Source organism: Beutenbergia cavernae DSM 12333 (genome assembly GCF_000023105.1).
Classification (GTDB): domain Bacteria; phylum Actinomycetota; class Actinomycetes; order Actinomycetales; family Beutenbergiaceae; genus Beutenbergia; species Beutenbergia cavernae.
The window spans coordinates 1,423,557-1,437,277 of the sequence record NC_012669.1; the positions used below are offsets into that span (position 1 = coordinate 1,423,557).

At 74.9% G+C, this 13,721-nt stretch carries 15 protein-coding genes; 7 read left to right on the forward strand and 8 right to left on the reverse strand.

The window, feature by feature from the left end; translation table 11 throughout:
- Positions 1–142: 142 nt before the first annotated feature.
- Positions 143–3,145 (forward strand): endo-1,4-beta-xylanase, encoded by a 3,003-nt coding sequence (locus BCAV_RS21515; RefSeq protein ID WP_245529018.1) that lies wholly within the window; start codon positions 143–145, stop codon positions 3,143–3,145.
- Here the strand turns inward: BCAV_RS21515 and BCAV_RS21520 are convergent.
- Entirely contained in the window at positions 3,142–3,639 is a 498-nt protein-coding gene (locus BCAV_RS21520) for an Rv3235 family protein (protein ID WP_015881753.1), read from the reverse strand. The genes BCAV_RS21515 and BCAV_RS21520 overlap by 4 nt on opposite strands.
- A complete protein-coding gene (locus BCAV_RS06315) occupies positions 3,636–4,571 on the reverse strand; it encodes a LysM peptidoglycan-binding domain-containing protein (protein WP_015881754.1) in 936 nt (311 codons plus the stop codon). Before BCAV_RS06315 ends, BCAV_RS21520 begins: the two co-directional genes overlap by 4 nt.
- Positions 4,572–4,681: 110 nt before the next feature.
- Between BCAV_RS06315 and BCAV_RS06320 the strand changes: the two genes are divergently transcribed.
- Positions 4,682–5,200, forward strand: a complete 519-nt coding sequence (locus BCAV_RS06320) for a hypothetical protein (RefSeq protein ID WP_015881755.1) — start codon at positions 4,682–4,684, stop codon at positions 5,198–5,200.
- A 1-nt stretch (position 5,201) separates the two neighbouring features.
- On the opposite strand, the gene BCAV_RS06325 is transcribed toward BCAV_RS06320, so the two are convergent.
- Positions 5,202–5,411: a helix-turn-helix domain-containing protein gene (locus BCAV_RS06325; RefSeq protein WP_015881756.1), complete on the reverse strand. Its 210-nt coding sequence runs from the start codon at positions 5,409–5,411 to the stop codon at positions 5,202–5,204.
- A gap of 151 nt (positions 5,412–5,562) precedes the next feature.
- On the opposite strand from BCAV_RS06325, the gene BCAV_RS06330 reads away from it, so the two are divergent.
- Both BCAV_RS06330 and BCAV_RS06335 read left to right on the forward strand, forming a co-directional pair.
- Complete coding sequence (locus BCAV_RS06330; RefSeq protein ID WP_015881757.1) at positions 5,563–6,222, forward strand: SAF domain-containing protein; 660 nt, start codon at positions 5,563–5,565, stop codon at positions 6,220–6,222.
- Positions 6,223–6,247: 25 nt separating this feature from the next.
- Positions 6,248–7,573, forward strand: coding sequence for a CpaE/TadZ family protein (locus tag BCAV_RS06335; RefSeq protein WP_015881758.1), 1,326 nt, complete (start codon positions 6,248–6,250; stop codon positions 7,571–7,573).
- Here BCAV_RS06335 and BCAV_RS06340 read toward each other — a convergent pair.
- Complete coding sequence (locus BCAV_RS06340; protein WP_015881759.1) at positions 7,560–8,084, reverse strand: hypothetical protein; 525 nt, start codon at positions 8,082–8,084, stop codon at positions 7,560–7,562. The two genes, BCAV_RS06335 and BCAV_RS06340, sit on opposite strands and share 14 nt — an antisense overlap.
- 141 nt (positions 8,085–8,225) lie before the next feature.
- Here BCAV_RS06340 and BCAV_RS06345 point away from each other — a divergent pair, with 141 nt between their 5' ends.
- Positions 8,226–8,687, forward strand: a complete 462-nt coding sequence (locus tag BCAV_RS06345) for a DUF6912 family protein (protein ID WP_015881760.1) — start codon at positions 8,226–8,228, stop codon at positions 8,685–8,687.
- 15 nt (positions 8,688–8,702) lie between these two features.
- Here BCAV_RS06345 and hisN read toward each other — a convergent pair whose 3' ends face one another.
- From hisN to BCAV_RS06365, 4 genes are read right to left on the reverse strand one after another with little or no spacing between them, the layout of a single operon-like run.
- Positions 8,703–9,527: a histidinol-phosphatase gene (gene hisN / locus BCAV_RS06350; RefSeq protein ID WP_015881761.1), complete on the reverse strand. Its 825-nt coding sequence runs from the start codon at positions 9,525–9,527 to the stop codon at positions 8,703–8,705.
- Positions 9,528–9,536: 9 nt separating this feature from the next.
- A complete protein-coding gene (rsgA, locus tag BCAV_RS06355) occupies positions 9,537–10,541 on the reverse strand; it encodes a ribosome small subunit-dependent GTPase A (protein ID WP_015881762.1) in 1,005 nt (334 codons plus the stop codon).
- Entirely contained in the window at positions 10,538–11,842 is a 1,305-nt protein-coding gene (gene aroA / locus BCAV_RS06360; protein ID WP_015881763.1) for a 3-phosphoshikimate 1-carboxyvinyltransferase, read from the reverse strand. The genes rsgA and aroA overlap by 4 nt, the downstream gene beginning before the upstream one ends.
- A gap of 55 nt (positions 11,843–11,897) precedes the next feature.
- Complete coding sequence (locus BCAV_RS06365; RefSeq protein WP_015881764.1) at positions 11,898–12,569, reverse strand: DoxX family protein; 672 nt, start codon at positions 12,567–12,569, stop codon at positions 11,898–11,900.
- 114 nt (positions 12,570–12,683) lie between these two features.
- On the opposite strand from BCAV_RS06365, the gene BCAV_RS06370 reads away from it, so the two are divergent.
- A complete protein-coding gene (locus BCAV_RS06370; protein ID WP_015881765.1) occupies positions 12,684–13,391 on the forward strand; it encodes a sigma-70 family RNA polymerase sigma factor in 708 nt (235 codons plus the stop codon).
- Positions 13,388–13,711 (forward strand): mycothiol system anti-sigma-R factor, encoded by a 324-nt coding sequence (gene rsrA, locus BCAV_RS06375; RefSeq protein ID WP_015881766.1) that lies wholly within the window; start codon positions 13,388–13,390, stop codon positions 13,709–13,711. Before BCAV_RS06370 ends, rsrA begins: the two co-directional genes overlap by 4 nt.
- The last annotated feature ends 10 nt before the right edge of the window (positions 13,712–13,721 follow it).

A 13,721-nucleotide genomic window follows, 5' to 3' on the forward strand; every position in this document is an offset into this window, starting at 1 on the left:
TACTTTCGGTGACGTTGTGCGCGGTGGCGACCCAGGGTTAGGGTGCAGTGCCTCGACCACTTCGCATATCCGCAAGGGAGCGGTCATGCAGCTCGCCCGACGAATCGAAACTATCGGAACCAGCCTGCTGGCCTTGGTCCTCGTGACCGGCACGGCGAGCCTCGGGAACGCCGTCGGCGCGCCGCCCCCTGAACCAGCCGCGCCGGCGCAGGCCGTCGTGACATCCGACTTCGAGGACGGCACCACGCAGGGCTGGTCGGGCCGAGGTAGCGCGAGCGTCGCCGTCACCGCCGACGCCGCCCATGACGGCGCGGCGAGCCTGCTCGTGACGGGCCGGACCCAGGCGTGGAACGGCGCATCCCTCGACGTCACCTCCGCGTTCGAGGCGGGGACCACCTACGGCGTCGACCTCTGGCTCCGCCTCGCCACGGGCGCGGAGCCGACCGACCTGCGCGTCAGTGTCCAGCGTGACGCCGGGGGCTCCTCGATCTTCGACACGGTCGCGACCGTCTCCGCCACGGCCGATGCGTGGGTCCAGGTCGCGGCCGAGTACACGATGCCCGCAGCAGCCGAGGCCACCCAGCTGTACGTCGAGTCGACCGGGTCTCTCACGGACTTCCTGCTCGACGGCGTCGTCGTGACCGGGGAGGAGGTGCCGCCGGTGCAGGAGGACATCCCGCCGTTGCGCGACGTCCTGGCTGGCGACTTCGGCATCGGCGTCGCCATCGACGCACGCGAGACGACTGGCGCGTCGGCCCAGCTTCTGACGCGCCACTTCGGGCAGATCACCGCCGAGAACGCGATGAAGCCCGAGTCCATCCAGCCGACGGAGGGTGAGTTCACGTTCGAGGCGGCTGACGCGCTCGTCGCGTTCGCGCAGCAGAACGATCTGCGCGTCTACGGGCACACGCTCGTGTGGCACAGCCAGACCCCGGAGTGGTTCTTCGCCCGCGCCGACGGTACGCCGCTCACGAGCAGCCCAGAGGACCAGGCGATCCTGCTCGGCCGGATGGAGGCCCACATCACGGCCATGGGCGAGCGTTTCGGCGACGCCGCGTGGGCGTGGGACGTCGTCAACGAGGCGATCGACGAGAGCCAGCCCGACGGGCTGCGCCGCAGCCGCTGGTACGAGGTGCTCGGTCCCGACTACCTCACCCATGCGTTCCGTTTCGCGGACGCGGCGTTCCCGGACGCGCAGCTCTTCCTCAACGACTACAACACGGAGTTCCCCGCGAAGCGAGAGGCGATGTACCGGGTCGTCGCGGACCTGATCGCCGACGGCGTCCCGATCGACGGCGTCGGGCACCAGCTGCACGTCAACCTCACCCGGCCGGTCGCCCAGGTCGACGCGACGCTGGCGCGATTCGCCGAGCTCGGGGTTGCCCAGGCCGTGACGGAGCTCGACGTGAGCATCTCCCGGAGCGCGGACGAGAGCCTCCCGACGACCCCGCCCGAACGACTCGTCGAGCAGGGTTACTACTACCGCGACCTGTTCGAGGTGCTGCGGGCGCACGAGCTCGCCTCCGTCACCCTCTGGGGCCTGCACGACGGCCGCAGCTGGCTGCGGACGTGGCCCATCGAGCGTCCCCACGAGGCGCCGCTCGCGTTCGATGACCGGCTGCAGGCCAAGCCGGCGTACTGGGGGATCGTCGACCCGGGCCAACTGCCGCACCTGCCACGCGCCGCGCGCGTCCCGGCGGCCGCCGTCGAGCTCGGCCCGGACGCCCCCACCGACCCCGAGTGGTCGCTCGTCCCGCTCACCGAGGTCGGGGCGAGCGAGGCGGGCACGTCGACGTTCGGAGGCCGCTGGGACGCGAGCCGCCTCACGGTGCTCGTCCGGGTGGCCGACGCCACGCCCGAGGGGGACGACGCCGTCGAGCTCTTCGCCGACGGTCCCGTGCCCTACCGCGTGGCGCGCGACGGGACGACGACGGGGGAGGGGAGCGGGGCCGTCGTGATCGAACGCCCCGACGGAACGGGGTACGACGTCGTCGCGGCCCTTCCGTTGACCGCGGCGGAGCCGGGCGCGTCGGTGCCGTTCGACCTCCGGCTCACCGACGCGTCCGTCGGCCAGGTCTCGTGGAGCGATCTCAGCCACACGCAGGAGACGCGCCCCGAACGTCGCGGTGCGCTCGAGCTGTCCGAGGAGGTGCCGGTCGTGGACGTGCCGCTCGCCCGGGTCGTCCCGGTGGTCGACGGCGTGGTCGAGGCGGCGTGGGACGGTGCGGTGGTCGTCGCGACAGGCGTCCAGGTCGAGGGCACACCGGGCGCGAGTGCGGACGTCCGGCTTCTGTGGTCCGACGGAGCCCTGCACGCGCTCGCCGAGGTGACGGACCCGGAGATCGACACGTCGAACTCGAACGCGTGGGAGCAGGACTCGGTCGAGATCTTCCTGGACCCGGGCAACACAAAGGCCGGCGCGTACGACCCCGACGACGGCCAGTACCGCGTCAGTGCCACAGGGCACGTCTCGATCAGCGGTGACCTCGAGGTCATCGGCGACAACCTCACGAGCGCCGCGACTCTCACCCCGACGGGGTACGTCGTCGAGGCGTCGCTGGTGCTCGACGGCGCCGCGACCAGCGTGCTCGCCGGCCTGGAGCTGCAGGTCAACGACGCCACCGACGGCGCACGCTCGTCCGTGAGAACCTGGGCCGACCCGACCGGGCTGTCGTACCAGAACACCTCGCGCTGGGGCGTCGCGCGCCTGGCGGGGCGGGCGGTGCCAGCCTGCACGAGCACGGTGACGGACGACGTGCGCGGACCGCTTGTGATCTCCGACGGCGTCACGTGCCTCGACGGTGCCGAGGTCCGCGGACCGGTCCTCGTGCGCACCGGCGCGAGCCTGGTCGCTCGAACTGCGGAGATCCGTGGCCCCCTGGCCGTGAGCAGGGCCGGCGTGGTGCACCTCGAGGACGTGCGGGTGTCCGGGCCGATCGCCGTGTCCGGCGCCGAGGTCCTGCGCCTGGACCGTGCTGACGTCCGCGGGCCCGTCGGCATCACCGGCGTGTCACACCTCGCCATCGTGTCCGGTTCTACGATCGCCGGCCCGCTCGCGTGCTGGGGGAACGCGGCGACGCCCACCGACGACGGCGTGGCGAACGTCGTGCGCGGCCCGACCTTCGGGCAGTGCGCCGGGTTCTAGATGATGTCGAGGGCCGTCGCCCGCCACCGGCCGCGATGGGCCTCCAGGCGGAGCGCGGCCGCGCGCACGCGCGTGCCGTCGTCAACAACGACGGCTGCCTCGACGACGCCGCGCGCGACCTCGCACGTGCGCACCGCCCGGATCCGTGCATGCCGGGGCCGGCGCGGCCTGCCCTGTACGCGGATCGCGAGACCGGCTCGCCGGGAGATCGACGCGTACAGCTCGAGCGTCATCCACCGGATGAGCTGCTGGGGCGGCCGGGCGCCTCTGAGCGCCTCGACGCACGCCGCGACGAGCGCCGCCGCCCAGCGTTCGGGATCGGGGAGTTCGGCCGTGGCGGGGTCGGGTGCAGGGGGCGACGCCGTGCCCGGCGCCCGCAGCCGGTCCCACTCGCCGCGATCGAGCTCCGGGACGGGCCGCAGCGGCGGCGCCTCCGCCGGCGGGACCAGGCGGCCGGCCTCGTCGGGGTCGATCCCCCAGGCGATCGCGCTCATCGGTCCGCCTCCGGCACGACGAGGACCTGACCCGGGAGGATGAGGTCCGGATCGTCACCGACGACGGCGCGGTTCGCCTCGAACCAGCGCGGCCACGCTGCGGCGACGTCGGCGTCCTCGGCTCCGGCGGGCAACGCCTGCTCGGCGATCTCCCACAGCGACTCGCCGGCGGCGACGACGTGCGTCGGCGCAGCTCGTTCGGCGCCGTGCGAGGTCGCACGCGCTCCCGGCGGGACGCCCTCGGTGGCGGACGGCGTCGGCTCCGCACCGTCCGGCGACGGCGCACCGCTGAGCGCCGGGCCGGTGGAGGCGCCGCGCCCGTCCTGCGGTGGCGAGGCGGCGGGTCCGGGCGACGGCGCCGGGATCGACGGACCGGACGGTTGCCCGTCCTTGCCGTCGACCTGCCCGTGCGCGTCGTTCGAGGGTGCTGGTGACGGATCGGACGGGATGTAGCCGACGTCGTCGGGTGGCGCCTCCGAGGCCGGGAACGGTGCGGACCCGACGTTCCCGCCGACGGCGCTCGCGGCCGGAGCGAGGAAGAGTCCGGTGCCGACGGTGGCGGCGATCCCGAGGCCGAGCGCACCGCGCATCGCGGGCGGTCCCCAGCGCCGCAGGGCGCGTTCGCCGCTGCGCCACGCGCGTCCCGCCGCTCGAGCCGACCATCCGACGGCGCTGACGACTGCGGCCACGGCGTACCAGGCGGCGACCGCTGATCCGACGGCGACGGCCGCGGCGCCCACGAGGGAGTCCACGGATCGCCGCCCCTGGATCAGGTCCAGACCGCGGGACGCCAGCACCGTGGCGAGGACGGCCATGGCCACCGCGAGTGCGGCGAACGCGATGGCCCGGACGACGGCGTCGGCCGCGCTCGCGGTGTGCCCGGGACCCTGCACGGGCTCGGGACGGAGTGGTGGGCTGGTCCGCACGGTCATGATGACCCCCTTCGCATCCGATGATGATGCATCGTGACATTTCATGTCAGATCGTGCAAGAGGGTGCTCGAATGCGACCTGCGGATGCGGCGTCGTCGTACGCTGCGGGGATGCGGTGGGAGGACCTGTTCGCGGATCTCGACGCGCAGCTCGCCGCGGCGCACGAGCAGGAGTCCGAGGACGAGATCGCCGACCTCGCGCGCGCCGAGGCGGCCACGACCCGGTTCGCCGACCGGCTACGGGCGCGACGCGGGCGTCAGCTCGGCCTGCGGCTCAGGGACGGCAGCACGGTTCAGGGCACGGTGGTCGACGTCGCCCCGGCCTGGGTCCTCCTCGGCGAGGGCGAGCGACGGGTCCTCGTGCCGACGGACGCCGTCGTGACGGCGGCGCCGCTGGACGTCGTCGCTCCCGAGGCGGGGGCGATCGAGAGCCGCCTGGGACTGGCGCACGCACTGCGAGCGATCGCGGGCGACGGCCGTCGGCTCAAGGTGACGACGGCAGCCGGTGACCTCGTCGGACACCTCGAGAGGGTGGGCGCCGATCACGTTGACCTGCGCCTCGACCGGGCCGACCTCGCCGGGGACGTCCTTGCGCTCCCGTTCTCGGCCCTGATCGCCGTCGGGTCCTGAGCTAGCCCTCGCGGGGTGAGCCGTGCCGCTCGTCGGCGAGCTCGTACATGCGCTGGATGTACGCCTCGAGCTCGACGTCCTCGACCCGCCACATGCCCTTGCCGCCGACCTGGATGCCGCGCAGCTCGCCGCTCCGCAGCAGGGCGCGCACCTGCGGGGCGTTGACGTTGAGGATCTCCGCGACGTCCGCGAGCGTGAGGAACCTGGGCATGCGGTCAGTCTCCCATCGACGGGGATGCGACGGCGGGAGCGGTGCCGTGCTGTGGACAACCGGTCGGGCGTCGACGGTTCGGGTGTGGAAACCCGCCACGAGCCGGCGAAGGACTTGGCACGATGGCGTGCAGCAGCAGGGAGGTTGCACCATGACGACGACGGAGACCCGGCCCACCTGGCACGAGGGCACCACGACCCGCGTGCGTCGGCCGAGCTGGCGCGACCCGAGGCTCGGCGTCGGGCTGCTGCTCGTCGCCGCCTCGGTGGCGCTCGGGACCTGGGCGGTGCAGGCGGCCGACGAGTCGGTCGCCGTGTATGCGGCGACGGACGACCTCGCGCCCGGTGACCGGCTCGACGCGGACGACCTGACGGTCCGGCAGATCCGCTGGGACGGCGAGGGTGGCACGTACCTCCTGGCCGAGGACGGCGTGCCCGACGACGTGGTCGTGACCCGACCGGTCGGCGCCGGCGAGCTCGTCCCCTCCTCCGCCACCGGCCCGGCCGACGCGGTCGACACCCGCCCGGTCGCGATGCCGGTGCCGGCCGGTTCGGGGATCGGCGCCGGTGTGCACGTGGACGTGTGGGCGGTCCCGCCGAGCTCGACAGGCGACGACGGCGACGAGGCGGCCGTCCCCGAGCTCGTCGTCGAGAACGTCCTCGTCGCCAGCGTGACCGAGGACGACACGCTGTTCGCGTCCTCGAGCGGCCAGGTCGCCCGGGTGCTCGTGCCCGCCGACCAGGTCGGCGACGTCCTCGCCGTCACGGCGGCCGGCGGATCCACGCTCATCGTCGAACGGCCGGGCGGATGAGCCGGGCGCACGTTCGAGGCGCGCCATGAGCTCGACCGGGGTGCTCGTCCTGCTGCGCGGACCGCTGGAGCCGGACGTCGTCGCGGGCATCGACAGGTCCACGGCAGGGCTCCGGGTGGTCCGGCGGTGCGCCGACGTGGCGGAGGCTCTCGCGGCGGCCGACGCCGGGCTCGGCCTGCTGGCCGTGATCGAGACCTCCGCTCCCGGCGTCGACCGGACGGTGGTGGCGCGCCTCGCCCGCAGCCACGTGCGGACCGTGCTGCTCGCGGACGACGACGACCTCCCGCGTGCCGCGGGGCTCGGTGGGGCGGCGGTCGTCGCGGCGACCGGCGGGACGGTCGCCGACCGGGTCGTCGAGGCGCTGCGCGCGGTGGGCGAGGAGGCGCTCGCCCCATCCGGTCCCGACCCGACGCTCCCGACCCTGCCCACCGCCGTCCGTCGCCCGGTCCCTGGCCAGGACGCGCCGCCGGAGCCTTTGGCGGGCCGCCCGGGCGGCGGCGGGCTGGTCGCGGTCTGGGGGACGCACGGCGCACCCGGCCGGTCGACGGTGGCGGTGAACGTCGCCACGGAGCTCGCGCGCGCCGGCGAGTCCACGCTGCTCGTCGACGCGGACACGACCGCGCCGGCGCTGTCCCAGGTGCTCGGCGTGCTCGACGAGTCAGCGGGGCTCGCGGCGGCCTGCCGGGCCGCGAGCCTGGGCACGCTCGACCCGCTCGCGCTCAGCCGGTGGTGCCCGGTGCTCGAGCCGCGGTTGCGCTTCTGCTCCGGCCTCACGCGCGCGGACCGGTGGCGTGAGCTCGCTCCCGCCGCGCTCGACGTCGTGTGGCGGGTCGCGCGCGAGCTCGCCCGCTGGGTGGTCGTCGACTGCGCGGCGGGACTCGGCGACGACGGCCCGCGCGGGTTCGGCGCGCCGTCCCGCGCCGCGGCGACGCAGGCGACGCTCGCCGCCGCGGACGTCGTGCTCGTCGTGGGCTCCGCCGACCCGGTGGGAGTGCGCCGCCTCGTCCACGCCTGGTCGGAGCTCGAGGACACGGCCGCCGAGTCAGGCGCCCAGCGGCGCGTGGTCATGACGAAGCTGCGACCCGGCGCCGCCGGCCCTCGGCCGGCAGACGCGGTCACGGAGGCCCTCGTCCGCTTCGCGGGCGTCGTGCCGGCGGCGCTGGTCCCGGACGACCGAGCAGCGCTCGACGGCGCCCTCATGGCCGGGCTCGCGCTCGCCGAGCACGCGCCGCGGTCACCCGCTCGGGTCGCGCTGCGCGACGTGGCGCTGGGCCTCCTGCCGCCCGACGCGGCGTCGGCGGTGCCGCGGGAGGGCCGGCGGCGGCGCGCCGTCGCCCTCACGCCGCGATGAGCAGGGCGAGGACGGCGGTGTCGACGTCGCGCGCCGGGTCGACGGCGGTACGGGTCCTCGTCTCGGTCACGCCGCCGGTGCGGTCCGACCGCGCCCACGCCGCCCGGTGGTCCAGCCCGAGGTGGGGGAGGCCGGGCAGCAGCACGCAGCCGGAGGCGACGTCGCGGTCTGCCGCGGCCCGCGTCGGCGGCTCGTTCGGCGGGTGCAGCACGACGAGCCCGGGAGGCGGCGGCGAGAACTGGGCGGGCGCGAGGGCGTGCTCGCCGACGACGTGCCCCTCGGCCAGCACGAGTCCGACCGTCCCGGGCTGAGGCTCCTCGGGCAGCTCCTCGCGCACCCGGAACACCGTGCTGTGCTCCAGCATCCCGGGTACGGCGGCGAAGCGGACGGCGAGGAGCAGGAACTCGGCCCACTCGTCGGTGGAGTCCGGCCACCGGTTCCCCAGGACGAAGCCCGCCAGCTCGTGCCCGGCTCGCAGCGCGACGACCTCCACGGGTCCACGAGGGTCCATGCGCCACCTCCGGGTCCTTCGGGTGCCCGCACGCTCCGAGCCGGTCCGGGGCGAGACGCGGGCACCTGAGGCACCATTCTCCTCCTCCGCGCGCGGATCGTCGCGCGGCACGCCAGCTCCTCGCGCGGCACACTGTGGCCCATGCGCGTCTACCTGCCGGCCTCGGCCCGTGACCTCGCCGCCCCGGACGGGCCGCCCGTGGGGACCTCCGCCCACGCCGTCACGCCCGCGTTGCGGGCGGCGCTCCCGGACGAGGACACCGAAGGGCTGGAGCTCGCGGCCCTGCTGGCCGCGGCGGACGCGAGCATCGCGCTGGTCGCGGAGCGCGGCGACGTGCCCCGCCGGGTCGTGGTGGCGGCCGACGTCCCCGACGCCGAGGTGTCCGGGGAGGCGCCGCAGGACGCGCTGCCCAGCGCCGTCGTCGTCCACGCCCTCCCGTGGAACGACGTGGTGAGCATCCACGTGGACGACGCCGACGCGCGCGAGGACGTCGCGGCCGCGGCGGCCGGGGACGACGACGCGTTCGAGCGGGCGGCCGAGCGCGACCTGTTGTGGTTCGACGTCGTCGAACGGGGAGACCTGGCCGCGGAGCTGTCCGGCTGACGACCGGCGCCTGGCTCAGCGCGGCCGGGGCGTGAGGCGGCGGAGCACGTCGGCGTGGAGCAGGCCGTTGGTCGCGACGGCGGACCCGCCGAACGGGCCGTCCTCGCCCGCGAGCGACGTGAAGGACCCGCCGGCCTCCGTGACGATGGGCGCGAGGGCGGCCATGTCGTGCACGGCGAGCTCCGGCTCCGCGGCGATGTCCACGGCGCCCTCCGCGACGAGCATGTACGACCAGAAGTCGCCGTAGGCGCGCGTGCGCCAGCACGCGTCGTCGAGCTCGAGGAACTCGGGGAGCAGGCCGGCGGCGTGCCACTCGCCGAGCTCCGAGTACGAGAGCGACGCATCAGCGACGTCGGGTACCCCGGAGACCTGGATGCGCTGCGCCTTCGAGAGCGACCGGCCGGTCCAGGCGCCGGACCCGAGCGCGGCCCACCAGCGCCGGTCGAGCGCCGGCGCGCTGACGAGCCCGAGGACGGGCTCGCCGTCGTCGACGAGAGCGATGAGCGTCGCCCACACCGGGACGCCGCGCAGGTAGTTCTTCGTCCCGTCGATCGGGTCGACGATCCACTGGCGCTGACCTCGGCCCGTGGAGCCGAACTCCTCGCCCAGCACGGCGTCCCGGGGTCGGGCCCGCCCGAGCTGCCCGCGGATCATCTCCTCCGCCGAACGGTCCGCGTCGGTGACCGGGGTGTCGTCCGGCTTCGTCGTGACCTCGAGGTCGAGGGCGCGGAAGCGCGACAGCGTGTGGGCGTCGACCTGGTCCGCGATGACGTGCGCGAACCTGAGGTCGTCGTCGTACCGGGGGCGCGCAGCGCCGAGCCGCGTCGGGCCTGTGGTCATGGGCGAACGCTACTCGTCGCCGCCGCTCCGATGGGCGAGCAACCGCCGGAAGGACACCACGCGGGCCTCTCCGCGAGGCCCCGCCTCGCCGGAAGCGATCCAGTCGTCGAGGGCGCAGTCGGGCGCGTCGGCGAGGTGGGTGCAGCCCCGCGGGCACTCCCGGGCGACCTCGGCGAGGTCGGCGAACGCGGCGAGCAGGTCCTCCTCGCGGACGTGGGCGAGGCCGAACGAGCGCACGCCCGGCGTGTCGATGACCCAGCCGCCGCCGGGCAGCGCGAGCGCGACGGCGGAGGTGGACGTGTGCCGGCCTCGCCCCGTGACGTCGTTGACGCGACCGACCGCGCGGTCGGCGTCCGGCACGAGCGCGTTGACGAGCGTCGACTTGCCGACGCCGGAGTGGCCGATGAGCACCGACGTGCGCCCGGTGAGCGCGTCCCGTACCTCGTCGAGGCCGACGATCGTCTCGCCCTCCCGCCGCGTCACGACGGCGGGGACGTCGAGCGGCGTGTACTGCTCGAGGAACGGCCCCGGCTCGGCGAGGTCGGCCTTCGTCAGGCACAGGAGGGCGTCCATGTCGGCGTCGTACGCCGCGACCAGACACCTGTCGACCATCCGGGCGCGCGGCTCCGGGTCCGCGAGAGCGGTGACGATCACGAGCTGGTCGGCGTTCGCGACAACGACCCGCTCGACGGCGTCGATGTCGTCGGCGCTGCGCCGCAGCGCCGTGCGCCGCGGCGTGACCCGCACGATCCGTGCGAGGCTCCCCGGCGCTCCGGAGGTGTCGCCGACGACGGCGACGTCGTCCCCGACGACGACGCTCGCCCGGCCGAGCTCGCGGGCCTTCATCGCGACGACGTCGCGCCCGTCGACGAGCACGTCGTACCGGCCGCGGTTCACGCCGACGACGAAGCCGCGGGCGGCGTCGTCGTGCGCGGGGCGCTGCTTGGTGCGCGGGCGGCTGCCGCGCCGGCTCGGACGGATCCGGATGTCGGACTCGTCGAGGTGGCGCGTCACCGGGCGTGCCCGGCCGATCCCACCATCCGCCCCCACATCGACGGGAAGTCCGGGAGCGTCTTCGCCGTGGTCGCGACGTCGTCCACCTCGATGCCGGGAACCGCGAGACCCAGGACGGCGCCGAACGTCGCCATCCGGTGGTCGTCGTAGCTGCGCACCCGACCGCCGTGCAGGTCTGCCGGCCGGATCACGAGACCGTCCGGCGTCTCCTCGGCATCGCCGCCCAGCCGCGTGATCTCGGCGACCAGCGCGGCCAGCCGGTCGGTCTCGTGCCCACGCAGGTGCGCGACGCCGCGGATCGTCGTCGGCGTCGTCGCGAGCGCGGCGAGCGCGGCGATCGTCGGTGTCAGCTCGCCGGCGGGCGAGAGGTCGGCGTCGATGCCGGTGACGACGCCGGTGCCGGTCACCTGGAGCACGTCGCCGTCGCGTCGCACGGTCCCGCCCATGCGCTCGAGCAGACCGGGGAGGAGGTCGCCCGGCTGGGTCGTGCGGGCCGGCCAGCGCGGGATCCGTACGCTGCCGCCGGCGGCGAGCGCCGCCGCCAGGAACGGCCCCGCGTTGGACAGGTCGGGTTCGACGACGACGTCGCCCGGCCGGATCGGCCCGGGAGTCACCACCCAGTGGCCGGGTTCCGGCACGTCGACGCCGACGCCCGCCGCGCGCAGCAGGGCGACGGTCATGTCGATGTGCGGGACGCTCGGCAGGGTGGCGCCGACGTGACGCAGGTCCAGCCCGTCGGTGAACCGCGGTGCGGACAGCAGGAGCGCCGACACGAACTGGCTCGAGCCGGAGGCGTCGACGGTGAGCTGCCCACCCCGGACCGCCCCCGACGGGAGCACGGTGAACGGGAGGAAGCCGGGGGTGGCCGCGTCGTCGACGCCGACGCCGAGCGACCGCAGCGCGTCGAGGACGGGACCCATCGGCCGGTTCCGCGCGTACGGGTCGCCGTCGAACGACACCGGGGCGTCGGCGAGCGCTGCGACGACGGGGACGAAGCGCATCACCGTTCCGGCGAGGCCGCCGTCGACGTGCCCGCCGCCGGTGACAGGCCCGGGGGTGACGGCGAGGTCGCCGCCGGGAAGCTCGACGATGCCGGTCCCGAGCGTGCGGAGCGCCGCGATCATGAGGGCGGAGTCGCGCGAGTGCAGCGGCGCGTGGATCGTGGTGGGCGCGTCGGCGAGCGCGGCGAGCACGAGGTGCCGGTTGGTGAGCGACTTCGAGCCGGGGACGTCGACGAGGGCGTCGATCGGTGCGCTCGGCGTCGGGGCAGGCCAGGCGTCGAGGTCGGGCGGGGCGCTCATGGGCCCAGCGTAGCGATCGGCCCGGCACGCGGCCGGTGCCGGCGAGCCGGCGGACTCAGCCCGGAAGGGCGTCGTGCAGGGCGCGGCCGACGTCGTCGGCGCGGCGCTTCGCCGCCTTCCGCGCGTAGCGCGCGGTGTCCTTCGCCGCGTCGGCGACGTCGTGCGTGGTGTGCCGGACCTCCGACGCGGCGTCGGAGATCCCGCGCCGCACGTGATGGGCGCGCGCCTGCCGGCGGGTCACCTGCTCGCGGACCTTCTCGAGCTCCGCCTTGTGCTTGGCCGCCTCGGCCCGCGAGTGCTCCCAGCGCCACGCGAGCGACGGCTTGCCCGCCGTGTCGGCCGTGGCGAGGAGCAGGCCACCGAGCAGGCTCGCCCCGCGCAGCGCACCGCGCAGGTACGTCTTGCGCTCCTCGCCCCGGGCCGCCCAGAACGGGTTGACCAGCAGGATCGTCGGCACCTGCACGGCGGCGAGGACGCCGGCGGCGACGCGCGGAGCGATCCCGGCGGCGAGCAGGACCCCGGAGGTCGCCGTGACCGCCCCGGAGATCCGCACGATCGTCCGCGCGTCCTTCGGGAGGAGCGGGACGCCGTCGGACGCCTTCGCCAGCTGTGGTTCGAGGTCGCGCAGCGCCCCGGTGTGCGCGTCGGGGTGCACGACGGCGTCGATCCCGTCGGCGATGAACGCGGACGCGAGCAGGGGTCGGGCTACGCGACGCAGGACGGTCATACCCCATTGCTACAGCACGAGACGCTCCCTGGCGAGCCCGCGCCGTCGTCCTCGGCCGCGGACGGGAATGCCGTGCGGCGGGGAGTGGTTGCGAGGAGTGTGCAGAGTGCGGTGATGGAGGCGAACGCCCCGGTGACAGCGGTCCCGGCTCCGTTCGGCGTCGGCGTGAACGGCCGGCCCACGCTGGGCGGGCTAGGCTCGACGACGATGAGCGAGGAGACTGCGGCCGGTGCCGGTCGCGCACCGGCTGGCGAGACCGAGGCGGAGCGCGTCCGACGGTTCGAGGCGGACGCGATGCCGTTCCTCGACCAGCTGTACAGCGCCGGGCTGCGGATGACGCGGAACCCGTCGGATGCCGAGGACCTCGTCCAGGAGACGTACACCAAGGCGTTCGCGGCGTTCCACCAGTACCGGCCGGGCAGCAACCTCAAGGCCTGGCTGTACCGCATCCTCACGAACACGTACATCAACTCCTACCGCAAGAAGCAGCGGCAGCCGCTGCAGGCGGACTCGGACGACGTCGAGGACTGGCAGATCCACCGCGCGGCGTCCCACACCTCGGCGGGGTTGCGGTCCGCGGAGGTCGAGGCGCTCGACCGGCTCGGCGACTCCGCCGTGCGCGACGCGCTGGGCGAGCTGCCGGAGGACTTCCGCATCGCCGTGTACCTCGCCGACGTCGAGGGGTTCGCGTACAAGGAGATCGCCGAGATCATGGGCACCCCGATCGGGACCGTGATGTCTCGGCTGCACCGCGGCCGCGCGCAGCTGCGCGACCTGCTGGCCGACCATGCCCGGGAGCTGGGGATGAAGGTGAACCGATGAGCACGCCGCGCGACGGTGCCGGTGACGACGAGGCTGCGCTGCTGGCGGCTCGCTCCGTGAGTGCGCAGTGCCAGTGCACCGAGGCGCTGGAGAAGCTCGAGACGTTCCTCGACTCCGAGATGGGCGAGCTGGACGCCGACCGGCTCCGGACGCACCTCGAGGCGTGCGAGCCGTGCCTCGAGGCCGCCGACCTCGAGCAGCGGCTCCGCAACCTCGTCCGGCGCGCGTGCCACGAGCAGGCTCCGGACGGCCTGCGTGCGCGGGTCCGGACGCAGCTCACCGTGATGAGCACGCGCGTGGTCATCTCCCGGCCCGACTGACGGCCGGGGA

Coding starts and splice junctions, on each gene's coding strand:
- BCAV_RS21520 (WP_015881753.1), bottom strand. CDS start 3,639: ATGAGCGCGATCGCCTGGGGGATCGACCCCGACGAGGCCGGCCGCCTG.
- BCAV_RS06315 (WP_015881754.1), bottom strand. CDS start 4,571: ATGACCGTGCGGACCAGCCCACCACTCCGTCCCGAGCCCGTGCAGGGT.
- BCAV_RS06320 (WP_015881755.1), top strand. CDS start 4,682: ATGCGGTGGGAGGACCTGTTCGCGGATCTCGACGCGCAGCTCGCCGCG.
- BCAV_RS06325 (WP_015881756.1), bottom strand. CDS start 5,411: ATGCCCAGGTTCCTCACGCTCGCGGACGTCGCGGAGATCCTCAACGTC.
- BCAV_RS06330 (WP_015881757.1), top strand. CDS start 5,563: ATGACGACGACGGAGACCCGGCCCACCTGGCACGAGGGCACCACGACC.
- BCAV_RS06335 (WP_015881758.1), top strand. CDS start 6,248: ATGAGCTCGACCGGGGTGCTCGTCCTGCTGCGCGGACCGCTGGAGCCG.
- BCAV_RS06340 (WP_015881759.1), bottom strand. CDS start 8,084: ATGGACCCTCGTGGACCCGTGGAGGTCGTCGCGCTGCGAGCCGGGCAC.
- BCAV_RS06345 (WP_015881760.1), top strand. CDS start 8,226: ATGCGCGTCTACCTGCCGGCCTCGGCCCGTGACCTCGCCGCCCCGGAC.
- hisN (WP_015881761.1), bottom strand. CDS start 9,527: ATGACCACAGGCCCGACGCGGCTCGGCGCTGCGCGCCCCCGGTACGAC.
- aroA (WP_015881763.1), bottom strand. CDS start 11,842: ATGAGCGCCCCGCCCGACCTCGACGCCTGGCCTGCCCCGACGCCGAGC.
- BCAV_RS06365 (WP_015881764.1), bottom strand. CDS start 12,569: ATGACCGTCCTGCGTCGCGTAGCCCGACCCCTGCTCGCGTCCGCGTTC.
- BCAV_RS06370 (WP_015881765.1), top strand. CDS start 12,684: ATGGAGGCGAACGCCCCGGTGACAGCGGTCCCGGCTCCGTTCGGCGTC.
- rsrA (WP_015881766.1), top strand. CDS start 13,388: ATGAGCACGCCGCGCGACGGTGCCGGTGACGACGAGGCTGCGCTGCTG.